Here is an 18,971-nt window from a genome sequence, read left to right on the forward strand (position 1 = left end):
GGACGACGCCGCAGCGCGGTAACGCCGCCGAGGCCGCCAACCGCCTCGGTGAGCCGACCGCGGCCGGTCGGCGCGCGGCGGCGATTCCCGCCCCCACCGGCTCCCGCGCGGGGCCCCGCGCCGCCGCCTCCAATACCGCTCTTTCCCGGCCACGCGCAAGACATGGGCCGGGAAATCCTTGCCGACGCACTAGACTGGCGGGCTGTTTGGCGCCGGAACGGAACAACCTGGGCAGACCCGGGCTCCCCCGGCGACCCGGACGTTGCCGGGAACGAGACGCGAGGTCCGATGGCAGCCACACCTGAGCGCGGTGAGATCACTCTGCTCGAAGACGGGGACGCCTGGGAGGAGTCCGGCAAGTCCGCCCGGTTCTCGGCCGGTCCCGCGGCCCCGGTGCGCACCCTCGTCGACATCTTCGAGGCATCCGTACGGGCCCACCCCGACGAACTCGCCCTGGACGACGGTGCCACCCGGCTGACGTACCGAGCGCTGGCCGCGGAGGTCGAGCGCCGTCGGCGCGCCCTGGCGGCAGCCGGAGTGGGGCTCGGCGACCGGGTCGGCGTCCGCGTGCCCTCCGGGACCAACGAGCTGTACGTGTCCATCCTCGCCGTACTCGCCGCGGGCGCCGCCTATGTGCCGGTCGATGCCGAGGATCCGGACGAGCGGGCCGAGTTGGTCTTCGGCGAGGCCGGCGTGCGCGCCGTCCTCGGCGCCGCGCACGGGGTCGACGTCACCGGGCTCACGTGGGACCGCGCCCCGGCCACCCGGCCCGGCCCCGAGCACGACGCGTGGATCATTTTCACCTCCGGCTCCACGGGCCGGCCCAAGGGCGTCGCCGTCAGCCACCGCAGCGCCGCCGCGTTCGTGGACGCCGAGGCCGCACTCTTCCTCGTCGAGGAGCCGATCGGACCCGGCGACCGGGTCATGGCAGGACTCTCCGTCGCGTTCGACGCCTCTTGCGAAGAGATGTGGCTGGCCTGGCGCTACGGCGCCTGCCTCGTGCCCGTCCCCCGGTCCCAGGTGCGCAGCGGCGCCGACCTCGGCCCCTGGCTGGTGGAGCAGGAGATCACCGTGGTCTCCACCGTGCCGACCCTCGCCGCGCTCTGGGAGCCGGAGGCACTCGACGAGGTCCGGCTGCTGATCTTCGGCGGCGAGGCCTGTCCGCCCGAGCTGACACAGCGTCTGGTCACCGAGGGCCGCGAGGTCTGGAACACGTACGGCCCCACCGAAGCCACCGTCGTCGCCTGCGCCTCCCTCCTGACCGGTGAGGAGCCCATCCGGATCGGTCTCCCGCTGAACGGCTGGGAACTGGCCGTGGTCGACGAGTCCGGCGAGCCGGTGCCGATGGGCGGCAGCGGCCAGTTGGTGATCGGCGGCGTCGGACTCGCCCGCTACCTCGATCCCGAGAAGGACGCCGAGAAGTACGCCCCGCTGGAATCCCTCGGCTGGGAGCGCGCCTACCGCAGCGGCGACCTCGTCCGCGCCGAGCCGGAGGGTCTGGTCTTCCTCGGCCGTGGCGACGAGCAGATCAAGCTCGGCGGCCGTCGCATCGAGCTGGGCGAGGTGGACGCCGCGCTGCAGGCCCTGCCCGGCGTCGCCGGCGCGGCCGCCGCCGTCCGCACCGCGCGCAGCGGCAACCAGCTGCTCGTGGGCTACCTCGTCACCCAGGACGGCTGGGACCACGCGGCGGCGGTCGAGCGGCTGCGCGCCGAACTCCCCGCCGCCCTCGTGCCGCTGCTCGCGCCGGTCGACGAACTACCGACCCGTACCTCCGGCAAGGTGGACCGGGACGCGCTGCCCTGGCCTCTGCCCGAGCTGGAGAGCACCGGTCCCGCGGAGCAGCTGTACGGCACCGAGGCATGGCTCGCCGAACAGTGGAGCGAGGCCCTCGGAGTGACCGTCACCGGCGCCACCGACGACTTCTTCGCGATCGGCGGCAGCAGTCTCGCAGCCGCCCAGCTCACCACCCGGCTGCGCACGCGCTATCCGAGCGCTGCCGTCGTCGACATCTATCAGCAGCCGACCCTGCGCAAGCTGGCCCGGCACCTGGAGAAGTCCGTCCAGGACGACAGTGCGGTCCGCACCGTGGCACCGGTTCCGTTCCGGTCCGGGCTCGCACAGACCGTTCTGCTGCTCCCGCTCTTCACCGTGGTCGGGCTGCGCTGGGCGGTGGCGCTCCTCGCCCTGGGCAACGTGCTGCACCGGTTCGGGCCCTACCCGTGGGCGCCGACCGCCTCGTGGTGGCTCGTCGCCGCCGGCGCGGCGCTGCTCTTCAGCCCGCCCGGCCGGCTCGCTATCGCGGCGGGCGGCGCACGCCTGCTGCTGCGCGGGGTGAAGGCGGGACGCCATCCGCGCGGCGGCAGCGTCCATCTGCGGCTGTGGACGGCCGAGCGTCTCGCCGAGTGCGTCGGCGCGACCTCGCTCACCGGCTCCTGGCTGGAGCGCTACGCACGGGCTCTCGGCGCCAAAGTCGGCCCCGACGTGGACCTCCACTCGCTGCCGCCTGTCACCGGCATGCTCAAGCTCGGGCGCGGCTGCGCCGTGGAGTCCGAGGTGGACCTCTCCGGCTACTGGCTGGACGGCGACCGGCTGGAGATCGGCCCGGTCAAGGTCGGCGCCGGCGCGGTGGTCGGCACCCGCAGCCTGCTGTTCCCCGGAGCGCGGGTCGGCAAGCGGGCCGAGGTGGCTCCCGGCTCCGCCGTGGCCGGACAGATCCCGACCGGACAGCGCTGGGCCGGAGCGCCCGCGGGCAAGCTCGGCAAGGCCAAGCGGAACTGGCCCAAGGAGCGGCCTGCACGCACGGTCCGCTGGCGCGCCATATACGGCGCGACCGGCTTCTTCCTCTCGGCTCTGCCCGTGCTCGCCGCCCTGCCGGCCCTGTTGGTCGTGAGCCGCTTCGTCCCCGTCGGCGCCGGGCTCGCCGAGGCCTTGCCGGGAGCGCTGCTCGCCGTGGTGCCCGGGGCGCTCGCCTACGGGTTCGCGTACGCGACGCTGGTGCTGGCCTCGGTACGGCTGCTCAGCGTCGGGCTGCGTACCGGAAGCCACCCGACGCACAGCCGGGTCGCCTGGCAGGCGTGGACGGTCACACAGCTCATGGACCGGGCGCGGGAGACGCTCTTCCCCCTCTACGCCGGGCTGATCACCCCGGTCTGGCTGCGGCTGCTCGGGATGAAGGTCGGCCGGGGCGCGGAGGTGTCGACGGTGCTCGCGCTGCCGAGCCTGACCACCGTCGGCGAGGGCGCGTTCCTCGCCGACGACACCCTGACCGCGCCCTACGAACTGGGCGGTGGCTGGGTGCGGATCGGGCACTCGGAGATCGGTCGCCGGGCGTTCCTCGGCAACTCCGGCATGACCGCGCCCGGCCGCACGGTGCCGGACGACGGCCTGGTCGGGGTGTTGTCCGCGACGCCGAAGAAGGCCAAGAAGGGCAGTTCGTACCTGGGTCTGCCCCCGGTCAAGCTGCCGCGGTCCGCCGCCGATTCCGACCGGAGCAGGACGTACGACCCGCCGGCGCACCTGCTGTGGGCGCGCGGTCTGGTGGAGCTGTGCCGGCTCGTTCCGGTGTTCTGCTCGGCCGCCCTGGCGGTCCTGACCGTGGCGGCGCTCTGCGCCCTGGCCGCGACGGACGGTCTGGGGATCTGGGGCACCGCGCTGCTGTCCGGGGCGGTGCTCCTCGCCACCGGTGCGGCCGCGTGCCTGGTCTCGGTGGCCGCCAAGTGGCTGCTGGTGGGCCGGCACCGGACGGGCGAGCACCCGCTCTGGTCCGGCTTCGTGTGGCGCAACGAACTGGCCGACACCTTCGTCGAGGTGCTCGCCGTCCCGTGGCTGATCGGGTCGGTGCCGGGGACGCCGCTCCTCGCCCTGTGGCTGCGCGGGCTCGGGGCACGGATCGGCCGGGGCGTGTGGTGCGAGAGCTACTGGCTGCCCGAGACGGACCTGGTCGTGCTGGGCGACGCGGTCAGCGTGAACCGTGGCTGTGTGTTGCAGACGCACCTCTTCCACGACCGGATCTTGAGGACGGATACTGTGGTCCTCCGCGAGGGCGCCACCCTGGGCCCGGGCGGAATCGTCCTGCCCGGCAGTACGGTCGGGGCCCGCAGCACGCTGGGTCCGGCCTCTCTCGTGATGGCCGGGGAATCGGTCCCCGACGACACCCGCTGGCTGGGCAATCCGATCGAGGCGTGGCGGGCCTGAACGGTCGGCACGAGCACAGGGCAGGGAGCGGGAGCGGCAGTGAGCGGCGAGCGGACAACGGCATCGGACCCGTACTTTCCGGACCACGGCGACTCCCGGTACCGCGTGCATCGGTACGAACTCGCTCTGGAGTACCGTCCCGGCCCCAACCGGCTGGCCGGGACGGCGCGGCTCAGCGCGATCGCCGGGCGGGCACCGCTCACCGAGTTCCATCTCAACCTCGCCGAGTTCAAGGTCGGCCGGATCCTCGTGGACGGCCGGGCGCCGCACTACGCCCACCGCGGCGGCAAGCTCCGCGTCCGGCCGGCCAAGCCGCTGCCCGCGGGTGCCGCGTTCACGGTGGAGGTGCATTACGCGGGCAACCCCAAGCCGGTCCGCAGCCCCTGGGGCGGGCTCGGCTGGGAAGAGCTGACGGACGGCGCGCTGGTGGCCAGCCAGCCCGTCGGCGCCCCCTCCTGGTACCCCTGCAACGACCGGCCCGCCGACAAGGCCTCGTACCAGATCTCGGTCAACACCCCTTCCGCGTACACCGTGGTGGCGGGTGGCCGGCTGCTCACCCGCACGACCAGGGCCAGCACGACCACATGGGTGTACGAACAGTCCGCTCCCACCTCCAGCTACCTGGTCGGACTGTCCATCGGCATGCACCAGACGGTGCTGCTCGGGGACCCCGGGCTCGGCGGTGTGCCGCAGAGCGCCCATGTGCCGGCGCATCTCCTGCCCCGCTTCTCCCGCGACTTCGCCCGGCAGCCCGCCATGATGCAGCTGTTCGAGGAACTCTTCGGGCCCTATCCGTTCGGCGAGTACGTGGTGGTCGTCGCCGACGAGGAACTGGACGTCCCGGTCGAGGCCCAGGGTCTCTCCCTCTTCGGCACCAACCATGTCGACGGCGCGCGCGGTTCGGAGCGCCTCGTCGCCCACGAGCTCGCGCACCAGTGGTTCGGCAACAGCGTGACCATCGCCGACTGGCGGCACATCTGGCTGAACGAGGGCCTGGCCAAGTACGCCGAGTGGCTCTGGTCGGAGCGCTCCGGCGGCCGTTCCGCGCAGGAGTCGGCGGCCGCCGCGCACCGGATGCTGGCCGGGCAGCCGCAGGACCTGAAGCTCGCCGATCCCGGTCGCAAGCTGATGTTCGACGACCGCCTGTACGAGCGCGGTGGTCTCACCGTGCACGCGGTCCGCTGCGCCCTGGGCGACGGCGCCTTCTTCCGCATGCTGCGCGATTGGGCCACCCTGCATCGCCACGGCGTGGTGACGACCGCGGGCTTCACCGCCCATGTGACCCGCTACGCGGACGAGCCGGTGGACGAGCTGCTCACGGCATGGCTGTACCAGCCGTCCCTGCCGCCCCTGCCCTCGCCCCACGGCTCCGCGTCGATACCGCAGCGACCCGCGTACCCGCCCACGAACGGCGGATCCGCGGGCAGGGCTTCCGCGTAGCGGCCTGGAAAACCTCGATGCCGTACGGCCCACGGGGTTCACGGCGGACGATCTGGACCGGCTGAAGGACATCGTCCGGGCGGAGGGCTGAGCCTCACCTCCACGGCACTCACGCCGGCGCGCGGTCAGCGCAGCACGTATCCGACGAGGTAGCCCAGTGCGTTGACCGCCCAGTGCAGGCCCATGGGAGCGAGCAGACTACCGCTGCGGCGACGCAGTTCGCAGAGCAGTACACCCGCTGCCGCCGTGAACAGAACGGCGCCCAGGACCGCCAGCGCGGCGCCCGTCGCGGAGTGGCCGAAGACCGTGGTCAGAGCAGGTTTCGCGGTGGCCAGGTGCAGGGACGGCAGGACGTGCCACAGGCCGAACAGGAGGCTCGACACCGTTGTCGCCCACACCGTCCCTCGGGCGCGGAGCACCAGACCGTACAGCACCCCGCGGAAGGCGATCTCCTCCAGCAGGACCGTGCCGACGGGGACCAGCACGAGGACACGGATCATCAGCTCGCCGCCGCTCAGGTCGGCGTACCTCCGGTCCTCGAAGAGCGTGCGGGTGACCGGCAGCAGAGCCCCGACGAGGTAGACGACGGCGACCAGACCGATCAGGGCCATGGCCCACCGGGCGCCCCGGGCGAGCGTGCCGGGCGCCAGGCCCGCGTCCGCCCAGGTACCGCCCGCCGCCCGGAGCACTCCCAGGAGCAGGACACCGGCCACGACGGCCGTCACCAGGCCGGGCAGGCCCGTCCAGCGGTGCATCGCCAGATTGGCGGCGACGAGAACGGCCAGGGTGATTCCCACGGCCTGCCAGGTGCCGAGTCCGTGAGAGCCGGTCGAGGGGTGGCGGTGTGCTCCCGGGGTGAGGGGCATCGGCCTTCCCCATCTCTTCGCCGACGGTTCGTCTCCGCCTCCCCTCGGCCCACGCTACCGGGGACCTTCCCGGGGCGCTCAGGGGCGAACGCCCTCAGCGAATGCGAAAGGTGATCCGTAGCGGCCGCCTGCCCGGCGCTTCGGTCGTGTGCAGCACGGCCTCGCCCGGTTCGGCGGCGCGGATGTCCCAGGCGCGGAAGCCCGGATCGGACTCGTGGTCGACCGGTACGAGGACGACGGCGGTGCCCTCGACCGTCGGGGTGGCCTCCCGCCAACGGCCGGAGAGATGGAGCTGGGTCGTCTCCCCGAGGGCGAGCGCGAGGGTGCGGCCGGTGTCGTCCTGGGTGAGGACCGCCGGGGCCGGCGGCGGCACAGGCGGGGCGGTTGTCTCCGTGGGTGCGGGTGTGGCGGTCGTCGCCGTCGAGGTGGGTGCGGGCGGGGTCGGACGGTTCGGCGGCGAAGGGGCGTCGGTGCAGGCGGCCGCCGCCACCCCGAGGATCAGGGCGGCGGCGGCGCGCGGCAGGAGTCTCTTCCTTGTCATACGAGCGGGATGTTGATGCAGGTGAGGATGGCCGCCTGGGCGGAGAGCTGCTGCCTGGTGGCGTTGGGGTCGAGGCGTACCTTCTCGGCGTTCTGGAGGGCCTCCAGGAAGGGGGTGTCCGCCTTCAGGTCGCTGTCGGTGTCGACGAGTTCGTACGGCTCGAAGGCTCCGTTGGCGAAGTTGAGCCAGGCGGCGAGCAGTTGGCGGTCGAGGGAACGCTTCGGGTCGAGGAGCAGGTTGAGGAAGAGGACGTCCGCGGCCTTGCTCTGGGTGGACACGTCGACCTTCTCGGAGAACACCGCGCTCGCGTGCCGGACGATCTTCAGATAGCAGTCCAGCGTCTGCTTGCCGAGCCCGGTGAGGTCGCCGGTCAGGTACTTGACGTACCAGACGTCGGCGAGCAGCGACAGCGGGGCGTTGCCCTGGACGATGACCGGCGTACCGTCGGTCCCCGTACCGCCGTCGTCGTCACGCGCCGCGAAGGACAGGTCGTACAGGCAGGGCTTGGTGTACGTGTGGGCCTGGGCGTCCGTCAGGTCGCGCGGCTGGACGCTGGGGCTGCGGGCGGGGTCGGAGTCCGGCGGGTTGACGAGCGAAGTGGTCGTGGTGGCCGGTGTCCCGTCGCCCCACGCCCAGCTCATGGTCTCGTCGTCGCTGCCGGGGTCGGTGAGCCGGGCGGTGTACCGCTTCTCCTGGCCCGCGTGGACGACGAGTGTCCGGCCGCCCGCGAGCGGCACGGCATCGGTCTCGTCGATCGTGACGGTCGGGTCGACGTTGGCGACGGTGATCGCGGCCTCGCGGCAGGTGGTGGTGTCGTCGTCGCTGCCGCAGACCTTCACGGTGAAGGTACCGTTGTCGCCGAAGACGAGCTCGCGGCTGAAGGTGAGGGTGGCGTCGGGACGGTTGTTCTCCAGCTGTCCGGGCAGGGAGACGGGTTTGCCGTCGCCGGGGTCGATGGTGGCGGTGAGCGGGTCGAGCCAGCCCGGGTCGGTGACCGTGCCGGAGACGGTGAGCTTGCCGCCCTCCTCCCGCGGGCCCTGGACGGTGAAGGCCACCGCGGGCGCCACGTTGGTGACGGTCACGGTCGCCGTGTCGGTGTCGGCCCCTGCTGCGTTGCCGACACGCAGGCCGACGGTGTACGTGCCGTCCTGGCCGACCCGGTCGAAGAGCGGGCTGACGCCGGTCGCGTCGTCGTGGGCGCCGTCGCCGTCGAAGTCCCAGCTGTAGCTGCCGCCGCCACCGGGGACGGTGGAGCCGCCGGCGTCGAGCCGTACGTCGGTGCCCTCCTTGGTGGTGTACGGCCCGCCCGCGTCGGCGGTGGGCCGGCAGCTCGCGGGGTAGTCGGTCGCCGGATTGGCCTGGTCCTGGCTCGGTGACGTCGCGCTCGCGCCCATGCCCCGGCGGGCGAACACGCCCCACAGCAGACACTGGTTGGCGCCGCCGTGATCGGCGCGGTCGGCGGCGAGGATGCCGTCGCGGGCGTCCAGGAAGTCGGGCGACGACGGTGTCAGCTTCATTCCGTCGACCATCAGCTGCTCGTGCCGCTGCTTTCCGGTGGCGTAGCCGTACGCGCCGACGAGCGCGGTGCGCATGTCCCACATGGTGGTGGCCCAGATCTCGCCGTCGGCGTGCACGCTGCAGCTGCCGTCGTCGCAGAGGTCGGCGTAGGTGAGGTGGCTGTTGTTGTACGCGACTCGGCGGATGCCGGTTGCGCGGCCGTTGTTGTACTCGCCGTACACCGGGTCGTTCCAGAGCGAGGTGGCCACAGCGTCGCTCCAGCCCTCGCCGAGCGCGCCGGTCTGCTCACCGTCGCCCATGTCGCCGCCGCCGACGAGCCGGTGGGACAGTCCGTGGCTGTACTCGTGGGCGATGGTGTCGCCGTTCATGGCCCGGTGAATGTTGTGGTTGTCGCAGGAGGCACGCCCGACGAAGAGCCGCATCGTCGGGTTCTGGCCGTCGTCGGGGGTGCCGAAGTTGGCGTTGCAGGCGGAGTCCCCGTTGGCGTCGTAGTCGACGTAGACCTGCACGGGGTCGCCACCGGCGCCGCCGTTTCCGAGGTTGTCCTCCTGGAAGTTGCCCGACGCCTCGTCGAAGCCGAGTCCGTAGAGATGGTCGTGCATGCGGTTGACGTAGTAGAAGGCCTGGGTCACGACCGCGTCGCGGTCGGTGGTGAGGTCGGTGCCGCCGCTGGTGCGGAAGGCGTCCGTGAAGGTGTAGTCGAAGTGCTGGTAGGCCGGGTCTCCGGCGGCCGGGGTCTGGGGCTGGTGGCCGAGCGTCTCCTCGCCGTCGAGGTCCTGGGAGACCTCGGCGTTGTTGCCGGTGGTGACCCGGCCGGTGACCCAGGAGCGGCCGAGGCCGCTGAAGGGGACGGTCGTCGCGCTGCCGAGGGTGGGGTTCTGTTCGGTGAAGGCCCGGCCCTCGGGGCCCTCGTTGCTGGTGAGGTCGGTGCGCAGGAGGACGTTGCCGTTCCCGGCGTCGACGACGGTGTCGTACAGGTGGTCGTTGTCGGCGGTGAGTGTGGTCCGCCAGGCCGGGCGGGCGGTGCCGTCGGCGAGCGGGAAGGTGACCCTGGTGGCGGTGGGGGTGCCGGACGGGGTGTCGGTGCCGACGGAGGCCGCGGCCCGGTCCAGCGCGGCGCTCTTGTCGAGGGTGACCGTCGCGGTGGCGCGGGCCTCCGGGACGAGGCTGCCGGTGGCGGTGAGGATGCGGCCGGCCGCGTCGACGGCGACGGAGAGGCGGGCGCCGTGGACGGGGACGCCCCGGTCGTTCTGGCCGATGAAGACATGCCGTACGCCGTTGTGTTCGGTGCGGTACGACCTGACGACGGCGAGGGCGTCCAGCCCGGCGGCGGAGAGGCCGTAGAGGTCCGCGTGGTCGCGTATGTGGTTCAGCGCGAGGGTACGCGGGTCGGTGGTGTCGGCGGCGGTGAGGGCGTTGCGGCCCTGCGGGCTGAGCAGCCTCGGCGTACCGAACCGGCTCCAGCGGATCGCCGTGCCGTCGAGTTCCTGCGCGGCGCGCAGCTGCACTGCCGTGGGCGGGACGCGCTTGTCGCCACGTACGTCGATGTTCGGGTAGGGCTGATCCGGCCGTTCCTGGGCCGCTCTCTCCCGCGTCCCGGGATGTTCGCCGGCGGTGGCGGCCGACGGTGTGACCGTGACCGCCGGCAGCGCGAGCAGGACCGCGCCGATGAGCAGTGATCGTGCGCGCCTCGATAAACGTGTGGGTGGCATCGCTCTCCCCCGTTGGCTTCCTGACTGCGGACCGGGGACACGGTACGTGCGCATGACAACTCGGCGGAAGGGTGCGTACCGCCGGCTCCGGTCGCGGCCGTGGCCGTCACCTCCAGGTGTGGCGGGATGGGCCGTGGACGCTTCGACGGGAGCCGTGGGCTCTTCGGGGGCTTCCGTCGCGGACTGCCGCGCGGCGCCGGAGCGCGTCTCGCGGGATCGGGATATCAGTGGTCGCAGACGGCGGTCGGCGGCGACCGCCACGGTTCGGAAAGGCCGGATCCGATGACCGTCCAACCCATTCCCGAGGGATATCCGCGGGTCACGCCCTACCTCTGCACCGACGGAGCCGCGGCCGCGATCGACTTCTACGTGTCCGCGCTCGGCGCGGTCGAGAAGATGAGAATGCCCGCCCCCGGCGGCAAGATCGGCCACGCCGAACTGGAGCTGGGCAACTCGGTCGTCATGCTCGCCGACGAGTACCCGGACATCGGGTTCCGCTCGCCGAAGTCGGTGGGCGGCACACCCGTCGCCCTGCACATGTACGTCGAGGACGTCGACGCCGTCTTCGCCAAGGCCCTCTCCCTCGGCGCCACGGAAGTCTCCCCGGTCAAGAACGAGTTCTACGGCGACCGCACCGGGCAGTTCGAGGACCCCTTCGGCCACCGCTGGAACGTCGCGACACACGTGGAGGACGTCCCCGCGGACGAGATGGAGAAGCGTGCCAAGGAGGCCCTGCAGTCCATGGAGCCCCCGACGGACGGCGGCTGAACCGATTCACCCGAGAAGGGCGGCACGCCGGAGCCCCCATGCTCCGGCGCGCCGCCCCTTCTGTCGGAGCCTCACCCACCCCACGAGCCTCGATGGCTCCTTCGCCGGACCTCAGTGATGGTGGGCACCACCGGAGGTCTGCGCGGCCGACTCCCCCTTCGCAGCCCCCGCGTCGTGGGTTCCGTGGCCTCCGTGGCCCGGTACGGTGCCGTCCGGCTTGGCCACCAGGAAGAGGCCGGCCATGCCCATGTCGGAGTGGCTCTGCACATGGCAGTGGTACATCCAGGCCCCGGCTCCGACCTGCTCGCCCGCGATGATCTGGAAGCCGAACGAGTCCGCCGGGCCGGTGATCTTGTTGTCGATGACCCGGCTCACATCCTCCGGGCCGGCCAGGAGTCCGGTGCGGTTGTCGGCCCAGCGGTGACCGTGCATATGGAACGTGTGGTAGTACTCGCCATGCGTGATCATGACGATCTCCACCCGATCACCCACCGTGGCGAGAAAGTCGGGTGGATCGGACGCCGGCCGGTTGTTGATCGTCATGTCGTTGAAGACGATGGTGAACTGTTTGTCCGGGAGGATGTCGCCCTTGCGGCGCACCACCAAGGCACCGTACAGGCCCTTGCGGATACCTCCGGTGCCGTGGTCCGTGCCCACGACGTGGTCGTGGTAGTGCCAGTACCCGGCGCTGCCCGGGCGCCAGGTGCCGTCGGAGCGACGGCCGGGGGCATGGGTGCGCCAGGTGTACGTGCGGGTGGCACCCGGTTCGACATGACTTCCGCTCATCCTCGTACCGTCGTTGTCGATGTCGTAGTCCACGCCGTGCGGGTGGAGGCTCACGGGGACGTCCATCAGGTTCTCGAACTCGATATGGATCGTGTCGCCCTCGTTGAGCTCGATCGGCGGGCCGGGCACGGTGGCCTTGCCCTTCTCCAGGCCGTACCCCATCCGTCCGTCGGCCAACTTCTCGGCGTACAGCTTGAGATGGCGTATCTGCCCACCGGCCGGGGCAGTTCTCGGTGTGGCTGCCGCGACGGGTGTGGCGCTGGAGGCGGAGGTGAGAGACAACGATGTCACGCCGGTCGCGGCGACGGCCCCGCCTGCGAGCAGGCGACGGTTGAAGCTGCGTCTGTCCATGCCGAACTCTCCGCTTCTCGGTGGAGATTGACGGGGTGAAGGGCCCCTGGGGACGGCCCACACGGTAGCCGGACGACTCCAGTTTCTCCACGCTCAGGACAAAGTTCGTTCCGTTGCGGTCATAGGTATTGGCGAACCAAGCAAAGAGGTCTAGCTTCAACGGCTGTTGTTGTGACCTCAGAGGGATGGGTGACCCATGAAGCGCACACCACATCACCAAGCGAGATCAAGAACAGGCTTCGCGGTGGCGGTACTTGGGGCCGGAGCCCTGACCGCTTCGCTGCTCGGCGGAGCCTCCGCCTCGGCCAGACCGTATCCGGATCCGCCGTCGACCATGACTTCGACAACGTTGTCGCTTCCGTCTCCACCAGGCGGCGCGAACGTACGGGTACTGGTCTTCCACGGGTCGGCGACCGAGGAGTCGCCGACGGTCGACGCGGGCATCGCGGCCGTCGAGAGCATCGGGCTGACCGGTCCGGCCGCCGGACGCTACCGAACGGAGGCCACCGCCGACCCGGCTGTCTTCACCGACGCCAAGCGACTCGGCAGGTACAACGCGGTGGTGTTCCTGACCGGGGGCGGCGATGTGCTCGACCCGGAACAGGAGGCCGGCCTCGAGGCCTACATGGAGGCGGGCGGCGGATTCGTCGGCGTGCACGAGGCGGCGCGCACCGAGCCGTACTCCACCTGGTTCACCGGCCTGGTCGGCGCACGGCCCACCGGCGCTCCGAGCAGCGCCCAGCGGGCGGTGGTGGAGGTCGGCGACCGACAGCACCCGGCCACCAAGTCCCTTCCACTGGAGTGGAAGCGGCCCGACAAGTGGTTCAACTGGGACCGCAACCCGTCCGGCACCGTCCACACCGTGGCGCGGGTCAGGGAAGGCTCGTACCAGCCCGTGGCCAAGCCGAACGGCTGGGATCACCCGGTGTCCTGGTGCCGTGACTACGACGGCGGCCGGTCCTTCTACACCGCCATGGGCGGCACCGTCGACAGCTACGCCGAGGCCGACTTCCGCGACCATCTGCGCGGCGCCATCGCCTGGACCGCCCGCATCTCCCAGGCGGACTGCAAGGCGACCATCGACGCCAACTACACCGCCGAGCGCGTCACCAAGCCCAACCAGCCCGGCCGGAACGACCAGATAGGCGAGCCCCACGGCCTGGTCGCCGCTCCCGACGGGCGCATCCTGTACATCGGCCGCGGCGGCGCCGACTCCAGTGTGCCGGTGGTCACCGACTGGAACAACCCGGACATCGGCAAGGGCAACGGCGAGGTCCACGTCTACGACCCGAAGACCAAGCAGGTCACCAAGGCCGGCGCGCTCACCGTCTTCGGCAACAAGGGCGGCGGCGACGAGCTGATCAAGAACGAGGAGGGCCTGCTCGGCATCGAGCTCGACCCCGACTTCATGACCAACGGCTGGGTCTACCTGCACTACACACCGCACTCCCGCATCGACCGCGACGCGCACATGGGCGAGCGGAGGGTCTCCCGCTTCACCCTCGACCTCGCGACGAACCGGCTCGACCTGGCGAGCGAGAAGGTGCTGCTGAGCTGGCCGGTCCAGATCCACAGCTGCTGCCACGCGGGCGGCGGGATGGCCTGGGACTCCAAGGGCAACCTCTACATCGCCACCGGGGACACCAACTCATCGGGGTCCAGCGGTGGTTACTCGGGCAACAACCCCGCCCCGAACTTCAAGGGCGTCTCCTTCGCGGACGCGCGCCGCACCGCCGGCAACACCAACAACCTCAACGGCAAGATCCTGCGGATCCACCCCGAGGACGACGGCACCTACACCCTCCCCGCGGGCAACCTGTTCACGGGCGAGGAGACCGACGAGGGCGGCGGAAAGACCCGCGGCGAGATCTACGTGATGGGCGTGCGCAACCCCGCGCGCATCTCCGTCGACAGGAAGACCGACATCCTCTACGCCGGCTGGGTCGGCCCCGACGCGGGCGCCCCGTCGACGACCTGGGGCCCCGCCAAGTACGACACGTTCGCCGCGATCACCAAGGCGGGCAACCACGGCTGGCCGTACTGCATGGGCAACAAGCAGCCCTACCGGGACCGCGGCCCGACCGATCCGAGCAAGCCGCTCGGCTGGTACGACTGCAACGCGCCGAAGAACGAGTCGCCGAACAACGACGGTCTCGTGAACCTGCCGCCGGTGACGGCGAACACGATCTGGTACTCGCCCCAGGGCGGCGGCGTGGACTACCCGCGGGACGCCAACGGCATCCCGAGCTACAAGCAGGAGGAGCAGAAGCTGCTGCTCCCGTGGCTCAAGGGCGGCGGGCAGGCGACCATGAACGGCCCGCTCTACCGCTACGACGCGGCGAGCGACTCGACCGTGAAGTGGCCGTCGTACTGGGACGGCAAGTGGTTCGTCGGTGACTTCTACGACGGGGAGCAGCCGCGGCACGCCGTGCTGACCGATCCGAAGACCGTCGGCAAGGGCGGCCTGCCGGTGCACGCCGAGTCGCTGAAGAAGATCATCCCGGTCGGACAGGGCGGCATCCGCAACCTGATGGACTGGAAGTTCGCCCCCGACGGCTCGCTGTACGTCCTCGACTACGGGCGCGGCTTCTTCACCTCCCACCCCGACTCCGCGCTGTGGCGCGTGACCTACAAGGGCGGCGGGCCCACCCCGGCCGCGGACCAGCTGGCAAGGAAGGCGGCGCGGTGACCATGAGACACAGAGGCCCGAGGCTGTGGGCGGCCCTGCTGGCCGCCGTCGCGATGATCGTGGGACTGACCTCGGCATCCGCCTACGGCAGGTCCGACGACGGACGGCGGAACGCCGCGGCCCAGGTCCTGACCTGGAAGGCCGGCGATCCGATCGACCGCTATCTGGAGTTCCCCACCACGGCGGTGGCCGGCCCGACGACCATCGTCTTCGAGAACAGCACGGCCACCGGAAACACCACCGGCATGCCGCACACCTTGACGTTCGACGTCTCCGACCCCGAGTACAACAACGACGTCCCGCTCAACATCCTGGCCAACCCGAGCGACGCGAACGGCGGCCGGCACACGGCCGAGGTGACGCTGACCCCGGGCCGGTACCTCTTCAAGTGCACGATCCCCGGCCACGGCCAGATGCAGGGCATCCTCACCGTCACCGAGGGCGGCGGCGAGGACACCACCGCTCCGGAGACCACCGCGAAGGTCGAGGGCGATCGCAACGCCGACGGCGCCTACGTCGGCCAGGCGACGGTCACGCTCGGCGCGACCGACGCCGGTTCGGGCGTCGACAAGGTCGAGTACGCGGTCGGCGCCGACGGCCCGTGGCAGCCGTACACCGTCCCGGTCGTCGTCGACCAGGTCGGCGCGCACACGATCCGCTACCGGGCGAGCGACAAGGCGGGCAACACGGCCGCCGAGAAGACCGCCGCGTTCACCGTCGTCGCCCCGCCCACCGACGACACGACGGCGCCGGAGACCTCGGCGACCGTGACCGGTGAACAGGACGACCAGGGCCGCTATCTCGACATGGCCACGGTGACGGTGACCGCGTCCGACACCGGTTCGGGCGTCAACACCATCGAGTACGCGGTCGGCGACGGCGCCTGGCAGCCGTACACCGCCCCTGTGATGGTGCACGAGGTGGGCACCCACACCGTCCGCTACAAGGCGAGCGACAAGGCGGGCAACGCCGCGGCCGAGAAGTCCGTCGGCTTCACGGTCGTGACGCAGCCCGACCCCGACACCACCGCCCCCGAGGCCTCCGCCTCCGTCGCCGGCGTGCGCAACTCCGACGGGGCGTACATCACCAGCGCCACCGTCACGCTGTCGGCGACCGACGCGGATTCGGGCGTCGACCGGATCGAGTACTCGCTCGACGGCGGCCCGTATCTCGCCTACACCACCCCGGTGATCGTCGACCGCGTCGGCCACCACACGGTGCTGTACCGGGCGACGGACAAGGCGGGCAACACCTCCACGGCCAGGAGCACCGCCTTCACCGTCGCCGAGGGCGGTGGGGTGCCCGCGCCCGACTGCCCGGAGTTCGACGAGCGGTCGACCGTCATCGTCGGGACCGTCGACACCGGCGTCCCGAACCGGATGACGAACAGCCGCTGCACCGTCAACGAGCTCATCGAGGACGAGAAGGACTGGTCCTCGCACGCGCTGTTCCTCAAGCACGTCGACACGGTGATCGACCGGCTGCTCGCCGACGGCGTCATCGACACCCGCGAGCACAAGAAGATCTACCGGGCGGCCAAGCAGTCGGGCATCGGCAAGCCGGGCCAGACCGAGGGATACCGCGATCTGTTCGACGGCACCGCGGCGAGCTTCTCGAAGTGGCAGCACGTCGGCGGCGGGCAGTTCGCGCTGAGCGCGGACGGCGCCATGACCAGCAGCACCACGGTGCCGGGCATGGGCATGCTGTGGTTCCCGCAGCGGCAGTACGGGGACTTCTCGCTCAAGCTCCAGTGGCGCGACGACGCCCCGGGGGCGGGCAACGCCAACGGCGGTGTCTTCGTGCGCTTCCCGTACGTCCACGGCAACCCCGAGGAGACCCGTCCGGAGTGGGTCGCCATCAAGTACGGCCATGAGATCCAGGTCCTCGACCGGCCCGACGGCGACATGTACAAGACGGGTTCGGTCTACGGCTTCGACCGCGTGGGCCTCGCCGGCGCCGGGGTGACGCCCAAGGGCACCTGGAACGACTACGAGATCCGCGTGGAGGGCCAGCACTACTCGGTCTTCCGCAACGGCAAGCTGATCAACGAGTTCGACAACACCGGTGGTCAGGTCTTCCAGCCCCCGCGTGGCGACGACCCGGGCACGGACGGCCGACGCTACGCCTCCGGCTACATCGGGCTCCAGGTCCACGGCACGACGGACGTCATCTCCTACCGGAACATCCGGGTGAAGGAGTTGTAGACCGCGCGAGGCCCGTCGGCCCCGGCCCCTCTCCCGTGCCGGGAGAGGGGCCGGGGCGGTTCGGGTCACTGGGGCAGGTTCTGCTCGGCCCAGACCACCTTGCCGGTCACGGTGCGGCACGATCCCCATCTGCGGCACAGCATGTTGATGAGCTGGAGCCCCCGGCCGCCCTCGTCGCTGAGGTCCGCGTGCTGGATCTGGGGCAGGTCGGGGCCCGTGTCCGAAACCTCCACGACGAGGCGCTCGCCGCGCAGCAGCCGGAGCCGGCCGGGGCCGTTGCCGTACCGCAGGGCGTTGCCCACGAGCTCCGAGACGACGAGCTCGCACACGTCGGCGAGCTCCGCGAGATCCCACGTGGTGAGCTGGTCCGTGACCAGGCCCCGGGCGACGGACGCGGCGCGCCCTTCCCGCGGCAGCTGCCACTCGCACAGTTCGCCCGGGGTTCCCGGTGTGCCCGAGGCGGTCGTGGCGACAAGGAGCACGGCCTCGTCGAACCGGGCGGCGTCGGCGGGGGCGCACGCGATCAGGCCGCCCCCTTCGAGAGCCTCGGCCGACAGGCCACGAGCCGCCGACCGGAGGCGCTCCAGCTGGTGTTCCAGGTCCGCGTGCCGGGACTTGACGAGGCCGTCCGAGTACATGACCAGATGGCCGCCCGCCGGAACCTTCAGACGGACCGGGTCGTACGGGATCACTCCCGCGCCGAGCGGCGCGCCGATCGGCACGTCCACGAACTCGGCCGAGCCCCGTCCGTCGAGGAGCAGCGGGGGCAGGTGCCCGGCGCTGGCCAGCGTGTAGCTGGAGTCGGCCGGGTCGAAGACCGCGCAGAGGAAGGTGGCGACCTGCTCGTCCTCCAGGTCGCGGGTGGCGAGGTCGAGCCGGGCGAGCACGCGCTCGGGAGCCATGTCCAGGGTCATCAGGGTGCGGGCGACCGCCCGCAGGCGTCCCATGGTGGCGGCGGCGGGGAGCCCGTGCCCCATCACGTCGCCCACCATGAGGGCCGTACGTCCGCCGGGCAGGGCCATGACGTCGTACCAGTCCCCGCCCCCTCCGTGATGGGCCGTCGAGGGCGCGTACTCGGCCTGCACACGCAGCCCGGGCGTCACCGGCGTCGCGCGCGGCAGCAGAGTGCGCTGCAACGAGACGACGCGCTCGCGCTCCCGACCGTAGAGCCGGGCGTTGTCGATGTAGACGGCGGCCTGGGAGGCGAGCTGCTCGGCCAGCGCGAGGTCCGTGGAGGAGAACGGCCGCCTGCCGGGCCCGCGTACGAAGTCCGCGCTGCCGAGCAGCAGCCCGCGGGCGATCAGCGGCACCGCGAGGTAGCTGTGCACTCCGGCGGCGCGCATCTGCGCCGCGGCGCTCTCCGTCGGCGCGACCTTGCTGAAGTCGTCGCCCCGCATACGGCTCACCAGCACCGGCCTGCCCTGGCGCAGGCAGTACCGGTGGAGCAGCGTCTCGTGAGCCTCCTCCGAACGGACGAAGGTCTCGCCGATCGGGGTGGGCTCCAGGGAGGACAGCTCCTCGACGGAGGACAGCGCGATGGCCCGCATGACCGGGACGCCCGTACCCGTCCACCGGGAACCCTCGTCGCCCCGCAGGACGCTCTCCAGGATGTCGACAGCGGCCCCGTCGGCGAAGCCGGGCACGGTGAACTCGGCCAGCTCCTGGGCGGTGCGCTCCAGGTCAAGGGTGGTACCGATCCTGGAGCCCGCGGAGTTCAGCCAGGCGAGCCGGCCGCGCGTGGTGAGCCGGTCGAGGGGTACCTCGCCGCTGCTCCTGCCGAGCCGCCCGCGGGCACCGGCAGAGCGATGGACCGCTGCGCCCTTCGCGGCCGAGGCACGGCTGGTGAGGCGCCGTCTCCCGTTGCCACCGTTCACTCGTTCGGCCTCCAGACAGGAACTCGAC

The 18,971-nt window shown here is 71.5% G+C and carries 10 protein-coding genes; 5 read left to right on the top strand and 5 right to left on the bottom strand.

Annotated features, from left to right (window positions below; genetic code table 11):
- Positions 1-288 precede the first annotated feature (288 nt).
- Together ACZ561_RS10790 and ACZ561_RS10795 are read left to right on the top strand one after the other, a co-directional pair.
- Entirely contained in the window at positions 289-4,194 is a 3,906-nt protein-coding gene (locus ACZ561_RS10790) for a Pls/PosA family non-ribosomal peptide synthetase (protein ID WP_470992217.1), read from the top strand.
- A gap of 39 nt (positions 4,195-4,233) precedes the next feature.
- A complete protein-coding gene (locus tag ACZ561_RS10795) occupies positions 4,234-5,634 on the top strand; it encodes a M1 family metallopeptidase (RefSeq protein WP_470992220.1) in 1,401 nt (466 codons plus the stop codon).
- Positions 5,635-5,759: 125 nt separating this feature from the next.
- Here ACZ561_RS10795 and ACZ561_RS10800 read toward each other — a convergent pair whose 3' ends face one another.
- From ACZ561_RS10800 to ACZ561_RS10810, 3 genes are all read right to left on the bottom strand, one after another.
- Positions 5,760-6,500 carry a lysostaphin resistance A-like protein gene (locus ACZ561_RS10800; RefSeq protein ID WP_470992222.1) on the bottom strand — a complete coding sequence of 247 codons (741 nt, stop codon included), beginning with the start codon at positions 6,498-6,500 and terminating at the stop codon, positions 5,760-5,762.
- A 94-nt stretch (positions 6,501-6,594) separates the two neighbouring features.
- Positions 6,595-7,041, bottom strand: coding sequence for a hypothetical protein (locus ACZ561_RS10805; protein ID WP_470992225.1), 447 nt, complete (start codon positions 7,039-7,041; stop codon positions 6,595-6,597).
- Entirely contained in the window at positions 7,038-10,271 is a 3,234-nt protein-coding gene (locus tag ACZ561_RS10810; RefSeq protein ID WP_470992228.1) for a M36 family metallopeptidase, read from the bottom strand. The genes ACZ561_RS10805 and ACZ561_RS10810 overlap by 4 nt, the downstream gene beginning before the upstream one ends.
- Before the next feature lie 282 nt (positions 10,272-10,553).
- Here ACZ561_RS10810 and ACZ561_RS10815 point away from each other — a divergent pair, with 282 nt between their 5' ends.
- Positions 10,554-11,039, top strand: coding sequence for a VOC family protein (locus ACZ561_RS10815; RefSeq protein ID WP_470992231.1), 486 nt, complete (start codon positions 10,554-10,556; stop codon positions 11,037-11,039).
- Positions 11,040-11,150: 111 nt separating this feature from the next.
- Here the strand turns inward: ACZ561_RS10815 and ACZ561_RS10820 are convergent, their stop codons facing one another.
- The gene (locus tag ACZ561_RS10820; RefSeq protein ID WP_470992234.1) at positions 11,151-12,176 is read right to left on the bottom strand and encodes a multicopper oxidase domain-containing protein; all 1,026 of its coding nucleotides are present in this window, start codon (positions 12,174-12,176) and stop codon (positions 11,151-11,153) included.
- A gap of 196 nt (positions 12,177-12,372) precedes the next feature.
- Here ACZ561_RS10820 and ACZ561_RS10825 point away from each other — a divergent pair, with 196 nt between their 5' ends.
- Positions 12,373-14,865 carry a ThuA domain-containing protein gene (locus ACZ561_RS10825; RefSeq protein ID WP_470992237.1) on the top strand — a complete coding sequence of 831 codons (2,493 nt, stop codon included), beginning with the start codon at positions 12,373-12,375 and terminating at the stop codon, positions 14,863-14,865.
- Between the two features lie 2 nt (positions 14,866-14,867).
- Positions 14,868-17,069, top strand: coding sequence for an OmpL47-type beta-barrel domain-containing protein (locus tag ACZ561_RS10830; RefSeq protein ID WP_470992240.1), 2,202 nt, complete (start codon positions 14,868-14,870; stop codon positions 17,067-17,069).
- A gap of 65 nt (positions 17,070-17,134) precedes the next feature.
- Here the strand turns inward: ACZ561_RS10830 and ACZ561_RS10835 are convergent, their stop codons facing one another.
- Positions 17,135-18,943 (bottom strand): ATP-binding SpoIIE family protein phosphatase, encoded by a 1,809-nt coding sequence (locus tag ACZ561_RS10835; RefSeq protein ID WP_470992243.1) that lies wholly within the window; start codon positions 18,941-18,943, stop codon positions 17,135-17,137.
- Positions 18,944-18,971 lie beyond the last annotated feature (28 nt).

The sequence above is a fragment of the Streptomyces sp. NPDC039609 genome (assembly GCF_055596705.1).